This window comes from Lelliottia sp. CFBP8978 (genome assembly GCF_034046055.2).
Taxonomy (GTDB): Bacteria; Pseudomonadota; Gammaproteobacteria; order Enterobacterales; family Enterobacteriaceae; genus Enterobacter.
Map to the genome: position 1 here is coordinate 1335480 of NZ_CM188253.1, position 23263 is coordinate 1358742.

At 55.2% G+C, this 23263-nt stretch carries 21 protein-coding genes; 15 read left to right on the top strand and 6 right to left on the bottom strand.

Features of this window, described 5'->3' with window-relative positions:
- Window positions 1–17 precede the first annotated feature (17 nt).
- The gene (kdpA, locus tag SOM82_RS06190) at window positions 18–1697 is read right to left on the bottom strand and encodes a potassium-transporting ATPase subunit KdpA (RefSeq protein ID WP_320459920.1); all 1680 of its coding nucleotides are present in this window, start codon (window positions 1695–1697) and stop codon (window positions 18–20) included.
- Complete coding sequence (kdpF, locus tag SOM82_RS06195; protein ID WP_014069365.1) at window positions 1697–1786, bottom strand: K(+)-transporting ATPase subunit F; 90 nt, start codon at window positions 1784–1786, stop codon at window positions 1697–1699. The genes kdpA and kdpF overlap by 1 nt, the downstream gene beginning before the upstream one ends.
- Before the next feature lie 308 nt (window positions 1787–2094).
- On the opposite strand from kdpF, the gene SOM82_RS06200 reads away from it, so the two are divergent.
- From SOM82_RS06200 to nei, 7 genes are all read left to right on the top strand, one after another.
- Window positions 2095–2301, top strand: coding sequence for a YbfA family protein (locus SOM82_RS06200; RefSeq protein ID WP_154126700.1), 207 nt, complete (start codon window positions 2095–2097; stop codon window positions 2299–2301).
- 215 nt (window positions 2302–2516) lie between these two features.
- The gene (gene phrB / locus SOM82_RS06205) at window positions 2517–3929 is read left to right on the top strand and encodes a deoxyribodipyrimidine photo-lyase (protein ID WP_320459921.1); all 1413 of its coding nucleotides are present in this window, start codon (window positions 2517–2519) and stop codon (window positions 3927–3929) included.
- A 10-nt stretch (window positions 3930–3939) separates the two neighbouring features.
- The gene (locus SOM82_RS06210) at window positions 3940–4683 is read left to right on the top strand and encodes a type 2 GTP cyclohydrolase I (RefSeq protein ID WP_320460066.1); all 744 of its coding nucleotides are present in this window, start codon (window positions 3940–3942) and stop codon (window positions 4681–4683) included.
- A 14-nt stretch (window positions 4684–4697) separates the two neighbouring features.
- Window positions 4698–5354, top strand: a complete 657-nt coding sequence (gene pxpB, locus SOM82_RS06215) for a 5-oxoprolinase subunit PxpB (protein WP_320459922.1) — start codon at window positions 4698–4700, stop codon at window positions 5352–5354.
- A complete protein-coding gene (gene pxpC, locus SOM82_RS06220) occupies window positions 5348–6280 on the top strand; it encodes a 5-oxoprolinase subunit PxpC (protein ID WP_320459923.1) in 933 nt (310 codons plus the stop codon). The genes pxpB and pxpC overlap by 7 nt, the downstream gene beginning before the upstream one ends.
- A complete protein-coding gene (gene pxpA / locus SOM82_RS06225; protein WP_320460067.1) occupies window positions 6270–7004 on the top strand; it encodes a 5-oxoprolinase subunit PxpA in 735 nt (244 codons plus the stop codon). Before pxpC ends, pxpA begins: the two co-directional genes overlap by 11 nt.
- A gap of 59 nt (window positions 7005–7063) precedes the next feature.
- Window positions 7064–7855: an endonuclease VIII gene (gene nei / locus SOM82_RS06230; RefSeq protein WP_320459924.1), complete on the top strand. Its 792-nt coding sequence runs from the start codon at window positions 7064–7066 to the stop codon at window positions 7853–7855.
- A 194-nt stretch (window positions 7856–8049) separates the two neighbouring features.
- Here the strand turns inward: nei and SOM82_RS06235 are convergent, their stop codons facing one another.
- On the bottom strand, window positions 8050–9333 hold the full coding sequence (locus SOM82_RS06235) for a citrate synthase (RefSeq protein ID WP_154126705.1): 1284 nt from the start codon (window positions 9331–9333) through the stop codon (window positions 8050–8052).
- 322 nt (window positions 9334–9655) lie between these two features.
- On the bottom strand, window positions 9656–9706 hold the full coding sequence (locus tag SOM82_RS06240; RefSeq protein WP_419181536.1) for a hypothetical protein: 51 nt from the start codon (window positions 9704–9706) through the stop codon (window positions 9656–9658).
- A gap of 509 nt (window positions 9707–10215) precedes the next feature.
- On the opposite strand from SOM82_RS06240, the gene sdhC reads away from it, so the two are divergent.
- The 8 genes from sdhC (at window position 10216) to sucD (ending at window position 20005) form a co-directional block, all read left to right on the top strand.
- The gene (gene sdhC, locus SOM82_RS06245; protein WP_230352113.1) at window positions 10216–10620 is read left to right on the top strand and encodes a succinate dehydrogenase cytochrome b556 subunit; all 405 of its coding nucleotides are present in this window, start codon (window positions 10216–10218) and stop codon (window positions 10618–10620) included.
- Window positions 10614–10961, top strand: a complete 348-nt coding sequence (gene sdhD, locus SOM82_RS06250; RefSeq protein ID WP_100777177.1) for a succinate dehydrogenase membrane anchor subunit — start codon at window positions 10614–10616, stop codon at window positions 10959–10961. The genes sdhC and sdhD overlap by 7 nt, the downstream gene beginning before the upstream one ends.
- On the top strand, window positions 10961–12727 hold the full coding sequence (sdhA, locus tag SOM82_RS06255; RefSeq protein WP_154126707.1) for a succinate dehydrogenase flavoprotein subunit: 1767 nt from the start codon (window positions 10961–10963) through the stop codon (window positions 12725–12727). Before sdhD ends, sdhA begins: the two co-directional genes overlap by 1 nt.
- Before the next feature lie 15 nt (window positions 12728–12742).
- Entirely contained in the window at window positions 12743–13459 is a 717-nt protein-coding gene (gene sdhB, locus SOM82_RS06260) for a succinate dehydrogenase iron-sulfur subunit SdhB (protein WP_154126708.1), read from the top strand.
- 351 nt (window positions 13460–13810) lie between these two features.
- Window positions 13811–16618: a 2-oxoglutarate dehydrogenase E1 component gene (gene sucA / locus SOM82_RS06265; RefSeq protein ID WP_320459925.1), complete on the top strand. Its 2808-nt coding sequence runs from the start codon at window positions 13811–13813 to the stop codon at window positions 16616–16618.
- 14 nt (window positions 16619–16632) lie between these two features.
- Complete coding sequence (odhB, locus tag SOM82_RS06270) at window positions 16633–17853, top strand: 2-oxoglutarate dehydrogenase complex dihydrolipoyllysine-residue succinyltransferase (protein ID WP_154126710.1); 1221 nt, start codon at window positions 16633–16635, stop codon at window positions 17851–17853.
- Between the two features lie 116 nt (window positions 17854–17969).
- On the top strand, window positions 17970–19136 hold the full coding sequence (gene sucC, locus SOM82_RS06275; RefSeq protein ID WP_154126711.1) for an ADP-forming succinate--CoA ligase subunit beta: 1167 nt from the start codon (window positions 17970–17972) through the stop codon (window positions 19134–19136).
- Window positions 19136–20005, top strand: a complete 870-nt coding sequence (gene sucD, locus SOM82_RS06280; protein WP_154126712.1) for a succinate--CoA ligase subunit alpha — start codon at window positions 19136–19138, stop codon at window positions 20003–20005. The genes sucC and sucD overlap by 1 nt, the downstream gene beginning before the upstream one ends.
- Window positions 20006–20087: 82 nt before the next feature.
- Here the strand turns inward: sucD and SOM82_RS06285 are convergent, their stop codons facing one another.
- Both SOM82_RS06285 and SOM82_RS06290 read right to left on the bottom strand, forming a co-directional pair.
- On the bottom strand, window positions 20088–22022 hold the full coding sequence (locus SOM82_RS06285; RefSeq protein WP_320459926.1) for a heparinase II/III domain-containing protein: 1935 nt from the start codon (window positions 22020–22022) through the stop codon (window positions 20088–20090).
- A gap of 17 nt (window positions 22023–22039) precedes the next feature.
- The gene (locus SOM82_RS06290; RefSeq protein WP_320459927.1) at window positions 22040–23251 is read right to left on the bottom strand and encodes an alginate lyase family protein; all 1212 of its coding nucleotides are present in this window, start codon (window positions 23249–23251) and stop codon (window positions 22040–22042) included.
- Window positions 23252–23263 lie beyond the last annotated feature (12 nt).

Sequence of the window (23263 nt, forward strand, 5' to 3'; positions counted from 1 at the left end):
CTCATGTCTCCGCTCTGTTAGCGTAAAGAAAGATGTTCCGCGACCGGGCCTAATGCGAGGGCGGGGATAAAGGTCAATGCACCCACCAGCAACACGGTGCCAATCAGCAGGCCAACAAAGAGCGCGCCGTGGGTAGGCAGTGTGCCGGTGGTGGTGGGCTGAATGTTTTTATTCACCAGCGATCCGGCAATCGCCATGACCGGGATAATCACCCCGAAGCGACCGACAAACATGCACAGCGCCAGCAGGCAATTCCAGAACGGCGAGTTGGCGCTTAGCCCGGCAAAGGCGCTGCCGTTGTTGTTGGCGGCAGAGGAGACGGCGTACAGCACTTCGCTAAAACCGTGGATGCCCGGGTTGAAAATGCCGCTGCGTCCGGCCTCGGTCATCAGCGCCAGCGCCGTTCCCAGCAGCACCAGGGCAGGGGTGACAAGAATTGCCAGCGCAGTCAGTTTCATTTCCCGCACATCAATTTTTTTACCCAGATATTCCGGCGTGCGGCCAATCATTAATCCGGCGATAAACACCGCCAGCAGCACAAACAGCAGCATGCCGTACAGACCGGATCCAACGCCGCCGAAGACCACTTCGCCAATCTGCATCAGCCACAGCGGGATCATGCCGCCCAGCGCGGTGAAGGAGTCGTGCATCGCATTGACTGCCCCACAGGAGGCCGCCGTGGTGACAACCGCATACAGACTGCTGGCAAGAATGCCAAAGCGGCTCTCTTTGCCTTCCATGTTGATGTTGCTGTCAGCGCCCAATGCCATGAAATGCGCATTCCCGTGCCACTCCGCCCACATCACCAGCGCGACGCACACCACAAAAATCAGCGACATCGCCCAGAGCAGGGTACGGCCCTGACGGCGGTCATTGACCACGTCACCAAAGGCAAAACAGAGTGCCGCCGGGATCAGGAATATCGCCAGCATCTGCACCAGATTGGTCAGTGCGGTCGGGTTTTCGAAAGGATGCGACGAGTTGGCATTAAAGAAGCCGCCGCCGTTGGTGCCCAGCATCTTGATCGCTTCCTGCGAGGCGACCGGCCCCATCGGCAGGATCTGTTTCACCCCTTCCAGCGAGGTATACGAGGTATACGGCAGCAGGTTTTGCAGCGTCCCTTGCTGAATGAAAAACAGCGCAATAAGCAGGGAAAGGGGTAACAGGACCCACAGGGTGATACGGGTGATATCGACCCATGCGTTACCGAGCGTGCTGACCTTTTGTCGGGCAAAGGCGCGCGTCAGTGCGAAAATCACGGCGATACCGCTGGCGGCGGAGAGGAAGTTTTGGACGGTTAACCCCATCATCTGGCTGAAGTAGCTGAGAGTGGTTTCGCCCGCGTAAGACTGCCAGTTGGTATTGCTGACGAAACTGACCGCCGTATTGAGCGCCAGATGCCAGGACAACCCCGGCAACTGCTGCGGATTCATCGGCAACATGCCCTGCAGCATCAGCAACGCGAAGAGTGCGGCGAGACCGATAATATTCAACAGCAGAATGGCAACCAGATACTGACGCCAGTTCATCTCCTGAGGGGTGATCCCCAGCACGCGCCATAGCCCGTTTTCAACTTTGCCGATAACGGGGACAGAGACGCCATTTATCATCCGCGCCAGCCAGGTTCCCAGCGGCCTGGCAAGCAAGAACAGCACCAGTAAAAAACTGGCGATAAGTAAAAATGCCTGAGCCACCATCAGAATGCCTCCGCATTAATCAGGGCATAGACCAGATAACCCAACAACAGGAACACCAGCACGATGCCAGCAATCAGACCTGCACTCACAATTCACCTCCGGGTGACATTTGTTGTTGTGCAAAAGGTAGGATTTCTGGTGCAAAGATTTCGCAAAAATAGAGAGGGTGGATATAAAAAAAGTATAAAAATGCCAAGACCCTGATTTAACTGTTGGTAAGTATTTATTTAACTTTTTTGTAACTTAATTACGCGCGGAGTGTAAATATTCACTAAACGGATGAAAATAAGTGGTCGGATGAGTAGTAAAATTACAAACAAAACGGTACTATTTTAGTCAGATAACCACTTTTGATTTTTCCGGATCGCTTGTCCGGCCAACTATAGGGGAGAAAATAATGGAACTGTATAAAGAGTATCCAGCACATGTTGTCTTTTTGCGTCGCACTTTCGCCGTAGTGGCTGGTGTTGCTGCGCTTCCAGTCATGCTCTTCTGGAAAGACCGTGCCCGTTTTTACAGCTATCTGCACCGCGTCTGGGCGAAGACCAGCGAGAAACCGGTATGGATGGACCAGGCCGAAAAAGCGACCTGCGACTTCTACTAAAAAAAGACCCACACAGCTTTATCAAAGCCGCCACAGAGATGTGGCGGCTTTTTTTATCTCTGCAGGGAACTGACGCTGACAGTAAGGTACTGCTTGCTCCTGTAACATAACTTAAACATTATAGAGCGCTATACTCGCCGCGTTTCTGGGCCGCGCTGGTTGGTCTGCGGTCAGAGACGCTACGCTTACGTTATGGACAATTATTCAGGAGTGTTATGACCACGCATCTGGTCTGGTTTCGCGCGGATCTGCGCCTTCATGACAATATCGCCCTCGCTGCTGCCTGCCGCAATCCAAACGCGCGCGTGCTGGCCTTGTTCATTGCGACCCCCGAACAGTGGCATCAACACCACATGGCGCCGCGTCAGGCCGCCTGTTTGCAGGCTCTGCTCAACGCGCTCCGGCGGGGGCTGGCCGAAAAAGGGATACCGCTTCTGTATGAAGAAGTGAGCGACTTTGCCGCCCAGCGTGAAAAAGTGCAGCAGCTTTGCGAGCAGCACCACGTTACCCATCTTTTTTACAACTATCAGTACGAGTTCAACGAGCAACAGCGCGACAGAGCGCTGGAAAAAAATCTGCCACAGGTGACCTGTCAGGGATTCGATGACAGCGTGATGCTGCCTCCGGGCAGCGTCATGACCGGGAATCACGAGATGTATAAGGTGTTCACCCCGTTCAAAAATGCCTATCTCAAGCGCCTGAAAGAGGGGCTGCCGGAATGCGTGGCGGCGCCGGCGCAAAGAGCGACGGCGCTGACGGTGTCGGGGGACATTACGTTCAATTACCCTCAACAGGATTTTGATAGCGAAAGGTTCCCGACGACCGAGAAAGCGGCGATTGCGCAGTTGCGCCACTTTTGTCAACAGAGCGCCGCAGAATATGAAGCGCGACGTGATTTTCCCGCCATCGAAGGCACCAGCCGTTTATCAGCGTGTCTGGCGTTGGGCTTGCTCTCGCCGCGTCAGTGCCTGCACCGCCTGCTGGCCGAACAGCCGCAGGCGCTGGACGGTGGCGCGGGAGCGGTGTGGCTAAATGAGCTTATCTGGCGAGAATTCTACCGCCATCTGATGACGTATCATCCTGATTTATGTAAACATCGGCCCTTCATTCGCTGGACTGACAATGTACAGTGGCAGCACGATGATGCGCTGTTACAGGCGTGGCAGAAGGGCGAAACGGGCTATCCGATTGTCGATGCGGCCATGCGTCAGCTGAATGAAACCGGATGGATGCATAATCGCCTGCGGATGATTGTCGCCAGCTTCCTGGTGAAGGATCTGCTTATCGACTGGCGCGCCGGAGAGCGATATTTTATCTCTCAGTTGATCGATGGCGATCTGGCCGCCAACAACGGAGGCTGGCAATGGGCGGCCTCCACCGGAACGGATGCGGCGCCCTATTTTCGTATTTTTAACCCGACGACTCAGGGGCAAAAATTTGACGCTGACGGCGAATTTATTCGCCAGTGGTTGCCGGAACTGGCAAATGTGCCGGGAAAATCCATTCATGAACCCTGGGTGTGGGCTGCTAAAGCGGGCGTAAAGCTCGCGTATCCGCAGCCGATTGTTGACCATAAACAGGCGCGAGTCGCCACACTGGCGGCCTATGAAGCCGCCCGCAAAGCGTAAGAGAGTGATGATGAAAAACAGCGAACTGGAACGTTTAATCAACGAAAAGCTGAACAGCGCAAGCTTTAGCGACTATGGTCCCAATGGTTTGCAGGTTGAAGGCCGCGAAACGGTGCAAAAAATTGTCACCGGTGTGACGGCAAGCCAGGCGTTGCTGGATGAAGCCGTGCGTCTACAGGCCGATGCGGTGATCGTCCATCACGGCTATTTCTGGAAAAACGAACCGTCGATTATTCGCGGCATGAAGCGCAACCGCCTGAAAACGTTGCTGGCTAACGACATCAACCTTTACGGCTGGCACTTGCCGCTGGATGCGCACCCGGAGCTGGGCAATAACGTGCAGCTCGCGGCGCTGTTGGGCATCACCGTTATGGGGGAAATCGAAGAGCTGCTGCCGTGGGGAGAACTCTCCATGCCCGTGCCAGGGCTGGAACTGGCTTCCTGGATTGAAGCGCGTCTGGGTCGCCGTCCGCTGTGGAGCGGCGATACCGGCCCGGATTTAGTCAAACGAGTCGCGTGGTGTACCGGCGGCGGTCAGGGCTTTATCGACAACGCCGCGCGCTTTGGCGTCGACGCCTTTATTACCGGTGAAGTGTCCGAACAGACCATTCATTCGGCCCGCGAACAGGGTCTGCATTTCTACGCGGCGGGGCATCATGCCACTGAACGCGGCGGGATCCGTGCGCTGAGCGAGTGGCTGACGGAAAATACCGATCTTGATGTGACCTTCATTGATATCCTGAATCCTGCGTGATGAGAGGTGTTTAAGTGCAGCGAGCGCGTTGTTATTTATTAGGCGAAACGGCGGTAGTGCTGGAGCTTGAGCCTCCGGTGACGCTTTCGACACAAAAAAGGATTTGGCGCTTAACTCAGCGACTGGCCGAAATCCCGGAAGTGGTCGAAGCTATTCCGGGGATGAACAACATCACCGTAGTATTGCGCAATCCGCAGTCGGTGGCGCTCGATGCCATTGAACGTTTGCAGCGCTGGTGGGAAGAGAGCGAGGCGCTGGAGCCGGAATCGCGCTTTATCGAAATCCCGGTAGTTTATGGCAAAGCGGCCGGACCGGATCTCGGCGTGGTGGCTCACCATGCCGGACTCTCTGAAAAACAGGTCGTTGAACGACACGCTGGCGTTGAGTATGTGGTGTGGTTTTTAGGTTTCCAGCCCGGATTCCCTTATCTGGGGGGATTACCCGGGGAGCTGGCCACGCCGCGTCGCGCCGAGCCGCGGTTGCAGGTTCCGGCGGGGTCGGTCGGCATTGGCGGGTCGCAAACGGGGATTTATCCGCTGGCGACGCCGGGTGGCTGGCAGCTGATCGGCCACACCAGCGTGCCGCTGTTTGATGCAAAACGCGATGAGCCGGTGCTGCTGCGCCCGGGAGATACCGTGCGGTTTGTGCCGCAGAAGGAGGGCGTATGCTGAAGGTGATTCGCGCAGGGCTGTACACCTCGGTACAGGATGGCGGACGGATCGGTCTGCGACAGTCGGGGATCAGCTATTGCGGCGCGCTGGATAAACCCGCGCTGCAGATTGCCAATCTGCTGGTGGGCAACGATTCGCAGGCGGCGGCGCTGGAAATCACACTCGGTCAGTGCAGCGTTGAATTCGAACGTGACGGCTGGTTTGCGCTGACCGGCGCAGGCTGTGACGCCACCCTTGACGGTGCGGCGGTCTGGACGGGCTGGCGGCTGGCGTTCAAAGCCGGACAGCGTCTGACGCTTAACCGACCGGTGCATGGCGTGCGTAGCTATCTGGCGATCGACGGCGGCATTGATGTGCCGGAAGTGATGAATTCGTACAGTACCGATCTCAAAACCGGCATTGGCGGTTTCGAAGGCCGGGTATTGAAAGACGGTGATCGCGTGCCGCTTCACCCCGCCGGGCGAACGTTTACCGAGGCGCAGGGCGTTAAACAGCTGCTCTGGACCAACCGTATCCGCGCGCTTCCGGGACCGGAATACCATGAATTCGACCAGGCTTCGCAGGATGCATTCTGGCGTCTGCCGTGGCGGCTTAGCCCGCAGAGTAACCGGATGGGCTATCGGCTGCAGGGCCAGCAGCTGGCGCGTACCACCGATCGCGAACTGGTGTCTCACGGACTGTTACCCGGCGTTATCCAGGTGCCGCATAACGGCCAGCCGATTGTGCTGATGAATGATGCCCAAACCACCGGAGGCTATCCGCGCATCGCCTGCATCATTGAGGCGGATATGTATCATCTGGCACAAATTCCGCTGGGCCAGCCGATCCACTTCGTGCAGTGCTCGCTGGAAGAGGCTCTCGAAGCGCGACGCCTTCAGCGGCTTTTCATCGAGCAGATGGCGTGGAGGCTGAATGATCGTCGTTGATTTGAATGCCGATTTGGGCGAAGGCTGTGGCAGCGATGCTGAATTATTGACGCTCATTTCATCCGCCAATATTGCCTGCGGATTTCATGCCGGCGATGCGCAAACCATGCGGGAATGTGTGCGTGAAGCGTTAAAAAATGGTGTGGCGATTGGCGCTCATCCCGGCTTTGCCGACAGGGAGAACTTTGGGCGCACGGCCATGAATGTGTCGGCAGAGACGATTTATGCCCAGATGCTGTATCAAATTGGCGCGCTACATGCCATCACCCGCGCCGAAGGGGGCCAGCTTCGGCATGTCAAACCCCACGGGGCGCTCTATAATCAGGCGGCAAAAGATCCCGCGCTGGCCGAGGCGATTGCGCGGGCCGTACACGATGTGGATCCCGGTTTGATTCTGGTCGGGCTGGCGGGAAGCGCGTTGATCCACGCCGGACAACGCGCTGGCCTGATCACCCGCGAAGAGGTATTTGCCGACCGCGGATATCAGGCGGACGGGCGTCTCGTTCCCCGCACGGAGCCTGGCGCGCTGATCGCTGATGAGGAGCACGCGCTGGCGCAAACGCTGGAGATGGTGCTGCGCGGCCGGGTAAAAAGCCTGAGCGGCGAATGGGCGACTGTGCAGGCGCAGACGGTTTGTCTGCACGGAGATGGTGAACATGCGCTGGCCTTTGCCCGCCGATTGCGAAACGAATTCAGGCTAAATAATATAACAATCAGTGCATAACGTGCGCCATTTGCGCTCATCTTGAGCGGCGATGCGATGTGTCAACAAAGGAATCAAAAATGCCAGAAGGTCCGGAGATCCGCCGTGCAGCGGATAGCCTGGAGGCGGCGATAAAAGGCAAACCTCTGACCGACGCGTGGTTTGCGTTCCCTCAGTTAAAACCCTATGAATGGCAGTTAATCGGGCAAAGCGTGACGCATATTGAAACGCGCGGCAAAGCCCTGCTCACGCATTTTTCCCATAACCTGACGTTATATAGCCACAATCAGCTTTATGGCGTCTGGCGGGTGATCAATGTGGGTGAGGAGCCACAAACCAATCGGGTTCTGCGCGTCAGGCTGCAGACGGCGGATAAAGCGATTTTGCTCTACAGCGCCTCTGATATTGAGATGTTAACGCCGGAGCAACTGCTCACTCACCCGTTTTTGCAACGGGTCGGACCGGATGTGCTGGATCTGCATCTGACGGCAGAAGAGGTGAAAGCGCGTCTTCTGTCGCCCTCTTTTCGCAACCGACAGTTTTCCGGCCTGCTGCTCGATCAGGCGTTTCTCGCCGGTTTAGGCAATTATCTGCGCGTCGAAATTCTCTGGGAAGTGGGGCTGGCGGGGCAGCGAAAAGCGTCGCAGCTCAATGAGATGCAGCTCGAAGTGCTGTCTCATGCTTTGCTGGATATCCCGCGGCTGTCCTATAACACCCGCGGCGTGGTGGATGATAAAAAACATCACGGGGCGCTGTTCCGCTTTAAAGTGTTCCATCGCCAGGGTAAGCCGTGCGAGCGGTGTGGCGGGATAATCGAGCGAACGATGCTGTCGTCGCGGCCATTCTACTGGTGTCCTGGCTGCCAAAGGTAAAAGCAAAACGGCAACCCGAAGGCTGCCGTTTTTAGTGTTTGTTCCCTCTCCCCGTGGGAGAGGGTTAGGGTGAGGGCATCAGAACGCACAAGGTAAAAGTAAAACGGCAACCCGAGGTTGCCGTTTTTAATGTTTGTTCCCTCTCCCCGTGGGAGAGGGTCAGGGTGAGGGCATCAGGCCGCACCCTGTCAACATTAGCGCTTAATATCAGATTTGAAATCGCGCTGGTCGTAGCCGGTATACAGCTGACGCGGACGCGCAATTTTCATCCCTTCGCTGTGCATTTCGTTCCAGTGCGCAATCCAGCCCACGGTACGTGCCATGGCGAAGATGACGGTGAACATGGAAGACGGAATACCCATCGCTTTCAGAATAATGCCAGAGTAGAAATCGACGTTCGGGTACAGTTTTTTCTCGATGAAGTACGGGTCGTTCAACGCGATATGTTCCAGCTCCATCGCCACTTCCAGCAGATCGTCTTTCGTACCCAGCTCTTTCAGCACTTCGTGGCAGGTTTCACGCATCACGGTGGCGCGCGGGTCATAGTTTTTGTAAACACGGTGACCAAAGCCCATCAGGCGGAAGGAGTCATTTTTGTCTTTCGCGCGACGCACGAATTCCGGAATGTGCTCAACGGAGCTGATCTCTTCCAGCATCTTCAGTGCAGCTTCGTTTGCGCCGCCGTGCGCCGGTCCCCACAGGGAGGCGATACCCGCAGCGATACAGGCGAACGGATTCGCGCCGGAAGAGCCTGCGGTACGGACGGTGGAGGTCGATGCGTTCTGTTCGTGATCGGCGTGCAGGATCAGAATACGGTCCATTGCGCGTTCAAGCACCGGGTTAACCTCATAGGTTTCGCACGGTGTGGAGAACATCATGTTCAGGAAGTTGCCGGAATAAGAGAGGTCATTACGCGGGTAAACAAATGGCTGGCCGATGGAATATTTGTAACACATCGCCGCCATGGTAGGCATTTTCGACAGCAGACGGAACGCCGCGATATCACGATGGCGTGGATTATTCACGTCAAGGGAGTCGTGGTAGAACGCTGCCAGCGCACCGGTAATCCCGCACATCACGGCCATCGGATGAGAGTCACGACGGAACGCATGGAACAGACGGGTAATCTGCTCATGGATCATGGTGTGACGGGTCACGGTGGTTCTGAATTCATCGTATTGTTCCTGCGTCGGTTTTTCGCCGTTCAGCAGGATGTAGCACACTTCCAGATAGTTGGATTCGGTGGCTAACTGATCGATGGGGAAACCGCGGTGAAGCAGGATACCTTCGTCACCGTCAATGAAGGTGATTTTGGATTCGCAAGATGCGGTAGAGGTGAAACCCGGGTCAAAGGTGAATACTCCTTTGGAACCCAGTGTACGGATATCAATCACATCCTGACCAAGAGTGCCTTTGAGCACATCCAGTTCAATAGCAGTGTCACCATTTAGGGTGAGCTTTGCCTTTGTATCAGCCATTTACGGTCTCCTTAGCGCCTTATGCTTAAGACTGCAAAACACGTTGTCATTCAGGCTATCACTGCGTTGGCTGCGCTCTCGAAGCCAGGTCACATGGTTAACTATGCTCCCGGGATTCTCGGCTGGCCGCCTTGATCTGGCGCGAATGCTTGCGTGTTTTCGATTTGCATTCAGCTGTTCATCATCGTAACCAATTTGTTATTTGGCTTACCGCTCAGCTCACGAGGAGAAACCAGGGTACAGAGCTAAAGGCGCCTGGCAGGTAAACGAATGAAAAAACAGAGAAACAGCAGCAAATCAGTGTCTTTGCAGTCCGAATTATTCAAACCTGTATACCACTAATAACTGTCCTGATAACTTCGGTCAATACCATCACACTGTTACATAACTAAATCTCAGGTGAAATAGAGACCTCATAACTTTTGCGCATTATATGCCTTTTCTGCTGTTGTTTGTAACAATAATGTTTAATCTTTGTCAAATCCGATGATTAAAATTTAAAATAATGTTGTTATCGTGACTCTGATCACTGTTCCGCATAAAACCCGACAAACTGTATGTAGGTTAATTGTAATGGTTTTGTGAACGACCTATACTGCCGCCAGGTCTCCGGAACACCCTGCAATCCCGAGCCACCCAGCGTTGTAACGTGTCGTTTTAGCATTTGGAAGCAATGTTTTGCATGACGCGCAGTTATAGAAAAGGAACGCTGTCTGACCCGCACGCAGACCGGAGGAAGGAAATCCCGTCGTCTTTCAGGTTACAGGCGCGTTGGCTACGTCCGCTCACCCCGGTGACATAGTTCTCTATGATTCCGAGGATTGATTCCCGAACTTGCCGCCTTCCTGTAACCCGAAGTCCAAAGGGAATTATAAGAACAGCATGTGGGCGTTATTCATGATAAGAAATGTGAAAAAACAAAGACCTGTCAATCTGGATCTCAAAACGATCCGATTCCCTGTAACGGCCATAGCGTCCATTCTCCACCGCGTGTCGGGTGTGATTACGTTTGTGGCGGTAGGCATTCTGTTGTGGTTACTGGGTACCAGCCTCTCTTCTCCTGAAGGATTCCTCCAGGCCTCCGCCATTATGAACAGCTTCTTCGTGAAATTTATCATGTGGGGCATTCTGACTGCGCTGGCCTATCACGTTGTCGTCGGCGTTCGCCATATGATGATGGATTTTGGCTATCTGGAAGAAACCTTCGAAGCAGGGAAACGCTCAGCGAATATTTCATTTGTGATCACTGTCGTGCTTTCAATTCTCGCAGGAGTCCTCGTATGGTAAGCAACGCCTCCGCATTAGGACGCAACGGCGTACATGACTTCATTCTGGTCCGCGCTACTGCCATCGTCCTCACCCTTTACATCATCTACATGATCGGCTTCTTCGCGACCAGCGGCGAGCTGACTTGGGAGATCTGGAGCGGGTTCTTCGGATCTGCCTTCACCAAAGTGTTCACCCTGCTGGCTCTGTTCTCGATCCTTATTCATGCCTGGATTGGCATGTGGCAGGTGTTGACCGATTACGTTAAACCGTTAGGCGTTCGCTTGCCGCTGCAACTCCTGATTGTTGTGGCTCTGGTGGTTTACGTTATTTATGGATTTGTTGTGGTGTGGGGTGTGTGATGAAACTGCCAGTCAGAGAATTTGATGCTGTTGTGATTGGTGCCGGTGGCGCAGGTATGCGCGCGGCGCTGCAAATTTCCCAGAGCGGCCAGACCTGTGCGCTGCTCTCTAAAGTGTTCCCGACCCGATCGCACACGGTTTCCGCGCAGGGTGGTATCACCGTAGCGCTCGGTAATACCCATGAAGATAACTGGGAATGGCATATGTATGACACGGTGAAAGGCTCCGATTATATCGGTGACCAGGACGCCATCGAATATATGTGTAAAACCGGCCCGGAAGCGATTCTGGAACTTGACCATATGGGTCTGCCGTTCTCCCGTCTGGAAGATGGCACGATTTATCAGCGTCCGTTTGGCGGCCAGTCGAAAAACTTCGGCGGCGAGCAGGCGGCACGTACTGCGGCAGCGGCTGACCGTACCGGTCACGCGCTGTTGCACACTCTGTATCAGCAGAACCTGAAAAACCACACCACGATTTTCTCCGAGTGGTACGCGCTGGATCTGGTGAAAAACGAAGATGGCGCAGTGGTGGGTTGTACCGCCCTGTGTATCGAAACCGGTGAAGTGGTTTACTTCAAAGCCCGCGCAACGGTGCTGGCGACCGGCGGCGCAGGCCGTATTTATCAGTCCACCACCAATGCCCATATCAACACCGGCGACGGCGTTGGCATGGCGATCCGCGCTGGCGTGCCGGTGCAGGATATGGAAATGTGGCAGTTCCACCCGACCGGCATCGCCGGTGCCGGCGTTCTGGTGACGGAAGGCTGTCGTGGTGAAGGCGGTTATCTGCTGAACAAACACGGCGAACGCTTCATGGAGCGTTATGCCCCGAATGCGAAAGACCTGGCGGGTCGTGACGTGGTGGCGCGTTCCATCATGATCGAAATCCGTGAAGGTCGCGGCTGCGATGGTCCGTGGGGCCCGCACGCGAAGCTGAAACTCGATCACCTCGGTAAAGAGGTTCTGGAATCTCGTCTGCCGGGTATCCTGGAGCTGTCTCGTACCTTCGCCCACGTTGACCCGGTGAAAGAGCCGATTCCGGTTATCCCAACCTGCCACTACATGATGGGCGGTATTCCGACCAAAGTGACCGGCCAGGCATTGACCGTGAACGAGCAGGGCGAAGACGTGGTGATTCCGGGTCTGTTCGCGGTGGGCGAAATCGCCTGCGTATCGGTCCACGGCGCCAACCGTCTGGGCGGCAACTCCTTGCTCGACCTGGTGGTGTTTGGTCGTGCGGTGGGTCTGCATCTGCAGGAATCTATCGCCGAGCAGGGCGACCTGCGCGATGCGCGCGAGTCGGATATCGAAGCGTCTCTGGAACGTCTCAACCGCTGGAACGGCAACCGCGATGGCGAAGATCCGGTGGAAATCCGCAAAGCGCTGCAGGAATGTATGCAGCATAACTTCTCGGTATTCCGCGAAGGCGATGCGATGGCCAAAGGTCTTGAGCAGCTGAAAGCGATTCGTGAGCGTCTGAAAAACGCCCGTCTGGACGACACCTCCAGCGAGTTCAACACCCAGCGCGTTGAGTGTCTGGAGCTGGATAACCTGATGGAGACCGCCTATGCAACGGCGGTATCTGCAAACTTCCGCACCGAAAGCCGTGGCGCGCATAGCCGCTTCGACTTCCCGGATCGTGACGACGAAAACTGGCTGTGCCATTCCCTGTATCTGCCAGAGTCGGAATCCATGACGCGTCGTAGCGTCAATATGGAGCCGAAACTGCGTCCGGCATTCCCGCCGAAGATTCGTACCTATTAATGCGGAGACAGGATAATGAAACTCGAATTCTCAGTTTATCGTTATAACCCGGATGTTGATGACGCTCCGCATATGCAGGATTACACCCTGGAAGCGGAAGAAGGCCGTGACATGATGCTGCTTGATGCGTTAATGCAGCTGAAAGAAAAGGATCCGACACTGTCGTTCCGTCGTTCCTGCCGTGAAGGGGTGTGTGGCTCCGACGGCCTGAACATGAACGGCAAAAATGGCCTCGCCTGTATCACGCCGATCTCTGCGTTACAGCGCGCAGGTCAGAAAATTGTGATTCGTCCTCTGCCTGGCCTGCCGGTCGTTCGCGATTTGGTGGTGGACATGGGGCAATTCTATGCACAATATGAGAAGATTAAGCCTTACTTGTTGAATAATGGGCAAAATCCACCCGCTCGCGAGCATTTACAGTCGCCAGAGCAGCGTGAAAAACTCGATGGCCTGTATGAGTGTATTCTCTGTGCATGCTGTTCGACCTCTTGCCCGTCGTTCTGGTGGAATCCGGACAAGTTTATCGGCCCGGCTGGCCTGCTGGCCGCGTATCGCTTCCTGATTGACAGCCGCGATACGGAAACCGATAGCCGTCTTGAAGGGTTAAGTGATGCTTTCAGCGTATTCCGCTGCCATAGCATTATGAACTGCGTCAGTGTATGTCCTAAGGGGCTGAACCCGACGCGCGCCATCGGCCATATTAAGTCGATGCTGTTGCAACGCAGTGCCTAAGTAAGAAGAGGGGAGCGCTGTTCCCCTCACCCTAACCCTCTCCCCACAGGGGAGAGGGAACGGAGTGCAGGAAATCTTTAAAAACCGCCACAATGGCATATCCAGTAATCGAGGCGTTCAGAGCGAGACAAGGCGGCAACTGAGCGCATCCCCGGGAGCATAGTTCACTATGTGACAGGGGTAAGCGAAGGCAGCCAACGATGTCGCAGCCTGAACGAAGAAGATTAATGGCAGTTTTTAAAGGTTCCTTCGCGAGCCAAGAAGAGCTCGCAGGTGAACCCCGGCACGTACACGAGGTGTGCGTGGTAGTTTCTACGGCGAAATAAGCATAAAAATGCTTAAGGGATCACGATGCAGAACGGCGCAATGAAAGCCTGGCTGGACTCTTCTTTCCTCTCTGGTGCAAACCAAAGCTGGATCGAACAGCTCTATGAAGACTTCTTAACCGATCCTGACTCAGTGGACGCTAACTGGCGTTCCATGTTCCAGCAGTTACCTGGCACTGGGGTCAAACCGGATCAATTCCATTCCAAAACACGTGATTATTTCCGTCGTCTGGCGAAGGATGCCTCACGTTACTCCTCCTCCATCTCTGACCCTGATACCAATGTGAAGCAGGTCAAAGTCCTGCAGCTCATCAATGCTTATCGCTTCCGTGGTCACCAGCATGCGAACCTCGATCCGCTGGGACTGTGGAAACAAGAACGTGTGGCGGATCTCGATCCGGCATATCACGATCTGACCGAGGCTGATTTCCAGGAAACCTTTAACGTCGGCTCTTTTGCCAGCGGCAAAGACACGATGAAGCTGGGCGAGTTGCTTGAGGCACTCAAAGAAACGTACTGCGGATCGATCGGCGCAGAGTACATGCACATTACCTCCACTGACGAAAAACGCTGGATCCAACAGCGCATTGAGTCAGTGACCGGCCACGCCAGCTTTAGCGTTGATGAGAAGAAACGCTTCCTGAGCGAACTGACCGCAGCGGAAGGCCTTGAACGCTATCTCGGTGCAAAATTCCCGGGTGCGAAGCGCTTCTCGCTGGAAGGCGGCGATGCATTAGTGCCGATGCTGAAAGAGCTGATCCGCCATGCGGGCAACAGCGGTACGCGTGAAGTGGTGCTGGGTATGGCGCACCGCGGTCGTTTGAACGTGCTGGTCAACGTTCTGGGTAAAAAACCACAGGACCTGTTCGACGAATTTGCGGGTAAACATAAAGAACATCTCGGCACCGGTGACGTGAAGTACCACATGGGCTTCTCTTCAGATATCGAAACTGAAGGTGGTCTGGTTCACCTGGCGCTGGCGTTTAACCCGTCGCACCTGGAAATCGTAAGCCCGGTGGTGATCGGTTCCGTGCGCGCGCGTCTGGATCGTCTGGACGAGCCAAGCAGCAACAAAGTGCTGCCAATCACCATTCACGGTGATGCGGCAGTGACCGGGCAGGGCGTGGTTCAGGAAACCCTGAACATGTCCAAAGCGCGGGGTTACGAAGTGGGCGGTACTGTTCGCATCGTGATTAACAACCAGGTGGGCTTCACCACCTCGAACCCGCTGGATGCGCGCTCTACGCCGTACTGTACCGACATTGGTAAGATGGTGCAGGCGCCGATCTTCCACGTGAACGCGGATGATCCGGAAGCCGTCGCTTTCGTTACCCGTCTGGCGCTGGACTTCCGTAATACCTTCAAACGCGATGTGTTCATCGACCTGTTCTGCTATCGCCGTCACGGCCATAACGAAGCGGACGAGCCGAGTGCAACCCAGCCGCTGATGTATCAGAAAATCAAAAAACATCCGACGCCGCGCAAAATCTACGCTGACAAACTGGAAGCTGACAAAATCGCGACCCTGGAAGATGCAACCGAACTGGTTAATCTGTACCGCGATGCGCTGGATGCCGGCGAGTGTGTGGTGAAAGAGCTGCGTCCGATGAACATGCACTCCTTTACCTGGTCGCCGTACCTCAACCACGAGTGGGATGAGAGCTACCCGAACAAGGTGGAGATGAAGCGTCTGCAGGAGCTGGCTAAACGCATCAGCACCGTACCAGAAGCGATCGAAATGCAGTCCCGCGTGCAGAAAATCTACTCTGACCGTCAGTCAATGGCAGAGGGCGAGAAGCTGTTCGACTGGGGCGGCGCAGAAAACCTGGCGTACGCCACGCTGGTCGACGAGGGCATTCCGGTGCGTCTGTCCGGTGAAGATGCGGGACGCGGAACCTTTTTCCACCGTCACGCGGTGATTCACAACCAGACCAACGGTTCAACCTACACCCCGCTGCAGCACGTGCATAACGGTCAGGGCCAGTTCAAGGTCTGGGACTCCGTGCTGTCTGAAGAAGCGGTACTGGCGTTTGAATACGGCTATGCCACGGCGGAACCGCGCACCCTGACTATCTGGGAAGCGCAGTTCGGTGACTTCGCCAACGGTGCGCAGGTGGTTATCGACCAGTTCATCAGCTCCGGCGAGCAGAAATGGGGCCGTATGTGTGGCCTGGTGATGCTGCTGCCGCACGGCTACGAAGGGCAGGGACCGGAGCACTCCTCCGCGCGTCTTGAACGTTATCTGCAACTTTGTGCCGAGCAGAACATGCAGGTCTGCGTGCCATCCACTCCTGCGCAGGTTTATCACATGCTGCGTCGTCAGGCGCTGCGCGGGATGCGTCGTCCGCTGGTGGTGATGTCACCGAAATCTCTGCTGCGTCATCCGCTGGCCGTGTCCTCTCTGGACGAGCTGGCGAACGGGACCTTCCAGCCGGCGATTGGTGAGATTGACGAGCTGGATCCGCAGGCCGTGAAGCGCGTCGTGATGTGTTCTGGTAAGGTTTATTTCGACCTGCTGGAACAGCGCCGCAAGAAAGATCAGAAAGATGTCGCCATTGTGCGTATCGAGCAGCTTTATCCGTTCCCGCATCAGTCGGTGCAGGAAGCGTTGAAACCGTACGCACACGTACATGATTTTGTCTGGTGCCAGGAAGAGCCGCTCAACCAGGGCGCATGGTACTGCAGCCAGCATCATTTCCGTGATGTGATTCCATTTGGGTCTGCCCTGCGTTACGCAGGTCGCCCGGCCTCCGCCTCTCCGGCGGTAGGGTATATGTCCGTTCACCAGAAGCAACAGCAAGATCTGGTGAATGACGCGCTGAACGTCGAATAATTTAAGGATACATAATGAGTAGCGTAGATATTCTTGTTCCCGACCTGCCTGAATCCGTGGCTGATGCAACGGTAGCGACCTGGCATAAAAAACCGGGCGATAGCGTTAAGCGCGATGAAGTGCTGGTAGAAATCGAAACTGACAAAGTGGTACTGGAAGTACCGGCCTCGGCGGATGGCGTTCTGGATGCAGTGCTGGAAGATGAAGGCACGACCGTCACTTCCCGTCAGATCCTGGGCCGCCTGCGCGAAGGCAATAGCGCGGGCAAAGAGTCCAGTGCCAAATCTGAAAGCAAAGAGTCCACTCCGGCTCAGCGTCAGCAGGCCTCTCTGGAAGAACAAACGAACGATGCACTCAGCCCGGCGATCCGTCGCCTGCTGGGTGAACACAATCTTGAAGCCAGCGCCATTAAAGGCACCGGCGTCGGTGGCCGTCTGACGCGTGAAGATATCGAAAAACATCTGGCGAAAGCACCGGCAAAAGAAGAAGCCAAAGCACCTGAAGCCGCACCTGCTGCTCAGCCTGCGCTGGGCGCACGCAGTGAAAAACGCGTGCCGATGACGCGTCTGCGTAAGCGTGTGGCCGAGCGTCTGCTGGAAGCGAAAAACTCCACCGCGATGCTGACGACGTTCAACGAAGTCAACATGAAGCCCATCATGGATCTGCGTAAGCAGTACGGTGACGCGTTTGAAAAACGTCACGGTATCCGTCTGGGCTTTATGTCCTTCTACGTGAAAGCGGTGGTTGAAGCGCTGAAACGCTATCCGGAAGTGAATGCCTCGATTGATGGCGAAGATGTTGTGTATCACAACTACTTCGACGTCAGCATGGCGGTCTCTACGCCGCGCGGCCTGGTGACCCCGGTTCTGCGTGATGTTGACACCCTGGGTATGGCGGATATCGAGAAGAAAATCAAAGAGCTGGCGCTGAAAGGCCGTGACGGCAAGCTGACCGTTGACGATCTCACCGGCGGTAACTTCACCATTACCAACGGCGGCGTGTTTGGTTCCCTGATGTCTACGCCAATCATCAACCCACCGCAGAGCGCGATTCTGGGCATGCATGCCATTAAAGATCGCCCGATGGCGGTAGACGGTAAAGTTGAGATTCTGCCGATGATGTATCTGGCGCTCTCTTACGATCACCGTCTGATTGATGGTCGTGAATCTGTGGGTTATCTGGTAGCGATTAAAGAGCTGCTGGAAGACCCAACGCGTCTGCTGCTGGACGTGTAGTCATTTTTTAGCATCACCTGCCCTGTAGGCCGGATAAGCGGAGCGCCGTCCGGCATGAATACCGCACCGGTCTACAGGTTTAAAGATAACGATTACCTGAAGGATGGATAGAACACATGAACTTACATGAATATCAGGCCAAACAGCTGTTTGCCCGGTATGGCTTACCGGCTCCGGTGGGTTATGCCTGTACTACCCCACGTGAAGCAGAAGAAGCCGCATCTAAAATCGGTTCCGGCCCTTGGGTAGTTAAGTGTCAGGTTCACGCTGGTGGCCGCGGTAAAGCGGGCGGTGTGAAGGTTGTGAAGAGCAAAGAAGAGATTCGCGCGTTTGCTGAACACTGGCTGGGTAAACGCCTGGTCACTTATCAAACAGACGCAAACGGCCAGCCGGTTAACCAGATCCTGGTCGAAGCGGCGACCGATATCGCGAAAGAGTTGTATCTCGGCGCGGTTGTAGACCGTAGCTCCCGTCGCGTGGTGTTCATGGCATCTACCGAAGGCGGCGTGGAAATCGAGAAAGTGGCGGAAGAGACGCCGCACCTGATCCACAAAGTGGCTATCGATCCGCTGGCGGGTCCTATGCCTTACCAGGGACGCGAGCTGGCGTTCAAACTGGGTCTGGAAGGTAAACTGGTTCAACAGTTCACCAAGATATTCATGGGTCTGGCGACTATTTTCCTGGAGCGCGATCTGGCGCTGATCGAAATCAACCCACTGGTGATCACCACTCAGGGCGATCTGATCTGCCTCGATGGCAAACTGGGCGCTGACGGCAACGCGCTGTTCCGCCAGTCCGATCTGCGTGAAATGCGCGATCAGTCGCAGGAAGACCCGCGTGAAGCGCAGGCTGCACAGTGGGAACTGAACTACGTGGCGCTGGATGGCAACATCGGCTGCATGGTTAACGGTGCGGGCCTGGCGATGGGTACTATGGACATCGTTAAACTGCACGGCGGCGAGCCGGCAAACTTCCTCGACGTGGGCGGCGGCGCGACCAAAGAGCGCGTTACCGAAGCGTTCAAAATCATTCTTTCTGACGACAAGGTGAAAGCCGTTCTGGTGAACATCTTCGGTGGTATCGTGCGTTGCGATCTGATCGCTGACGGTATTATCGGCGCGGTAGAAGAAGTGGGCGTGAACGTCCCGGTTGTGGTTCGTCTGGAAGGTAACAACGCTGAACTCGGCGCGAAAAAACTGGCTGACAGTGGCCTGAATATTATTGCAGCGAAAAGTCTGACGGATGCAGCTCAGCAGGTTGTTGCCGCAGTGGAGGGGAAATAATGTCCGTTTTGATTGATAAGAACACTAAAGTTATCTGCCAGGGCTTTACCGGTAGCCAGGGGACTTTCCACTCCGAACAAGCAATTGCTTACGGTACGCAGATGGTTGGCGGCGTGACGCCAGGCAAAGGCGGTACCACGCATCTGGGTCTGCCGGTGTTCAACACCGTGCGCGAAGCGGTAGAAGCCACTGGCGCAACGGCGACCGTGATCTACGTTCCGGCTCCGTTCTGTAAAGACTCAATCCTGGAAGCCATCGACGCAGGTATTAAACTGATTATCACCATCACCGAAGGCATCCCGACGCTGGATATGCTGACCGTGAAAGTGAAGCTGGATGAAGCCGGCGTGCGCATGATCGGGCCAAACTGCCCGGGCGTGATCACCCCAGGCGAGTGCAAAATCGGCATCATGCCTGGCCATATTCACAAGCCAGGCAAAGTGGGCATCGTGTCTCGCTCCGGTACGCTGACGTATGAAGCGGTTAAGCAGACCACCGATTACGGTTTCGGCCAGTCCACCTGTGTGGGCATCGGCGGTGACCCGATTCCGGGTTCTAACTTTATTGATATCCTGAAGCTGTTCCAGGAAGATCCGCAGACCGAAGCGATCGTGATGATCGGTGAGATCGGCGGTAGCGCAGAAGAAGAAGCGGCTGCCTACATTAAAGATCACGTCACCAAGCCGGTTGTGGGCTACATCGCGGGCGTGACTGCGCCAAAAGGCAAACGTATGGGCCACGCAGGTGCCATCATTGCGGGTGGTAAAGGCACGGCGGATGAGAAATTTGCTGCGCTGGAAGCGGCGGGTGTTAAAACCGTTCGCAGCCTGGCCGATATCGGCGACGCACTGAAATCTATCATTAAGTAAATCCTCTCTGCTCTCCGCAAGGGGGGCTTTAACATAATAAATGTCCGTTTCGACATGGTTGGCCGCTGAAAAGCGGCCTTTTTTATGCCCGGTAATCCTGGTTTAACCTTTTATCCGTCACGGCGATTTCCCCCTCCTGTGCCTCGATATTGACTTCACTTTCGCCGCTTAAGTCCGTCACAAACACCCAGCAAATCCGTGGGTCATGGCTGCGCAAAATCAGATACTCCAGTTCGGACGTCGAGGGATTGTCCGGCCCTTTGGCCTGAATGACGTGCGCGTTGCTGAGCGAAAAACAGCTGATTGTCACGGGTTTATCAGCCTGATAGCGTAAGTCAGTCTGACTGTTCAGCGGCATTTGTGTGGCCTGGTGGACGTAGGGATAACACAAGCTGATCCCGGTTTGCGGCATATCAGGCCGGGATTCACCGCGAATCAGGTAGATCGCATCCACGCACTGGGCATGAGGATTCTCGATATCCCACCTGTCGATCAGCAGGTTTTCCGTAACCTGTACGCTGCGGCGGAAAACGACATCGTGGTAGGATTCCTCATCCCACTCCACGCGCGTTTTGCTGTCGGGCAGGGCGGCCTGGGTTTTCCAGTCCACTTCGGTAACCAGGTGCGTAGCAGCAGGTGTTTCATTATACCGAAGCACGTGCGGGACGGCGGGTGGCTGGTTCAACCCGTTCACGCATAATGTATTGTGTGAAAATGAGTTTTTGTAGTAGCCGTAGTGCAGCGGTGCGCCGTAGCCCGTCGTGCCGAGATCGGGAAACAACGCTTTTCCCTGATTGAAAACCATCAGGTTCAGACGATCGTAATGATCGTGCTCCCCACCGTACGGGCCATGTTTGATGCATACGGCCCGGCCCGGTGCGTTTCGGATCAGGGTAAAACCTGCGCCGGGGTGGTGTTCGCTGGCGGTCGGGGCTTGCAGGGCGTTAGCGGGCAGCGGTTGGCCGTAAAACAACGCGTCGATATGATTGCGCGGCGTGGTGCGATAGAGACAGGAGAGCAACTGCCCGTACACCTCTTTGCCATAATAAAAATACGCAAATTCATAGATATCCGCATGGCCGAGCTGCTCCTGGCCGTTTACGCAATCATTCACTTTCGGCAGCGTCATATCTGGTAGCAGGAATTGCATCGGCAGGCTGAGCATCTGCGGATAGAACGGTTGATCCAGCAGGCTAAATTCGCTGTTTTTCGCCAGTTTCTCAAAGGCGAAAAAGGCTTCCAGGGCGTAGTAGTGATAGTGCAGCGAGCCTTCAAACCATAATCCGCCCGGCAGCAGGGCGTTCTCCAGCTGATAACGCAGGCCGTAGGGGCTGTTAACGGCAAACTCCAGATAAGCATTCTCTTCCAGCACGGCGCCAATGATGCCGACGGTGGCACTGATTTTAACCTCATGGTTATGAATCTGATTGCTGCGATGCTGCATCAGAAAATCAGCTCCACAACGCAGCAGGCGCGTAGCAATATACTCATTCTGTTCGGTCGTGAGCTCAGAACGAATCAGGTCAAACCCACGAGCAAAATCGGCGTGACAATTCGCTTCACAGAGCGTCTGAGCATTGGCTTTTCCAGGACCGTTGTAGGGAATACCGCCGTGTTCCTGATAGTCGGGATAGTACTTTGCATATTGCATCAGAATATCGATCACTTTATCCCGGTAGCGTATTTCACCGGTCAGTAGCCAGAGAACGCTAAGCTCGTAGCTTGCTTTCGCATTCAATCCGTTTAGCCAGCGCCACCAGGCGCCGTAGTAGGGTTCGCCGGTAAAAACGGCCCCGTCCACGGGGCAGCGATGTTTGTTGGGCGAGTGCCGGTTCCACAGCAAGCGCACGCTGTGCTCAGGGCAGAAGAAGTAGTGGTTCCAGGTGGCGCATCCAGTTTCGGGCACCAGCGTGTCGTTGTTGATGACGTCGCGGTTGCTCTCAATCAGCCCGGCGAGGATCGCCGGGCTGACATTTTGACGGGCGGCGGTAAGTTGTTCTGCGGTAAATTGTTTCACTGTGCACCTGTACCCGATTATTTCACCAGCGGAGAGCCGGGCATTAAGAAGTTGATATTATCGGCATTCCCTTTGCTCAGAAGGGCGACGCTCTGTGTAAAGGTGGCATCTTTATAGGCTCTCGCCGCAGCCAGCATCGGGCCGGTGGCTTCCTCCGGAGTGTATTTCAGCTCCGGGTACGGCCAGCTGCTGGCCGGTTTGCCCATTTGCTCGCTGATGAAGGCAAACGCGCTTTTGGTAGTGCGGCTGTCGAGCTGGAAATTCCACACGTCATTTCCGGTCTGCTCCCCGTAACGCCCCATTCGGCCATAGGCGGCGAGGGCAAAATTCGAATAATGGAAGGAGCGGGTGCGCTCAAGCTCTGCCGTGATTTCACCTTTGCTGTTGATCTGCGAGATCAGATGGCGATGCTTAAAGATCTCAATCTGCTCTGTCGCCTGTTTTTTATCTCCGGTGAAAAGCGAAAACGCGGTAACCTGGGTGTCGTACCAGGCTCCATGATTGTTGTACCAGTTCGATTCTTCATGCCCGTTCTGACTGGTTTTCAGCCAGCTAGTGTAGTCAGCGTACCAGCGCTGATAGCGTTTGAAATCCTGATCCGAAAGTGTTTTCGCGTTGTGTAACAGCACAATGCTGTCGGCGACATCAATCAGCACGCGGGTGTCGATAATGCCGATCCCCCGTCCGTTCACGATGCCCGGAATCGCCTGGGCATAATTAAGATTCGGGTTCATTCGCGTCTCGTTGTGCAAGAACCAGGTTTGCAGCTGAGCATTCGCCTTTTGCGCATATTTAGGGTCGCCGCTGTAGAACACCGCCAGAGCCAACGCGCGGATGTCATCGGAAAAATGGGCCATCCTCGCGCTGTCCGTATCATCGGTTTTGGAAGACGGATTGATATTACCGTCGTCGCGGATGTAGGGGAGGTGGTCTTTGGTATCCGGATTTGGCCACCAGTAAGGGCCAAAACTGTAGTAATCGTGTTTATTGCCGGAGGCCGGGATCAGCTTTTTCTGCGTTACGCTGTACGGAGGATGCAACAGGGCAGCATCGGCTTTTTTCATCAGTGCCTGAATGGCTGGCGTGTAGGTGGCGTCATTCTGGGCGATCTTCGTTTTTATCTCCTGCATCTGCTGGCAGTCGTAAGTCAGGCAGGAATCAGCAGCGGACTGGGCATACAGCGGTGCAGAACACAGCAGGCAAGCGAAGAACAGTGTTTGATATTTCATTGTCGTTTCCTT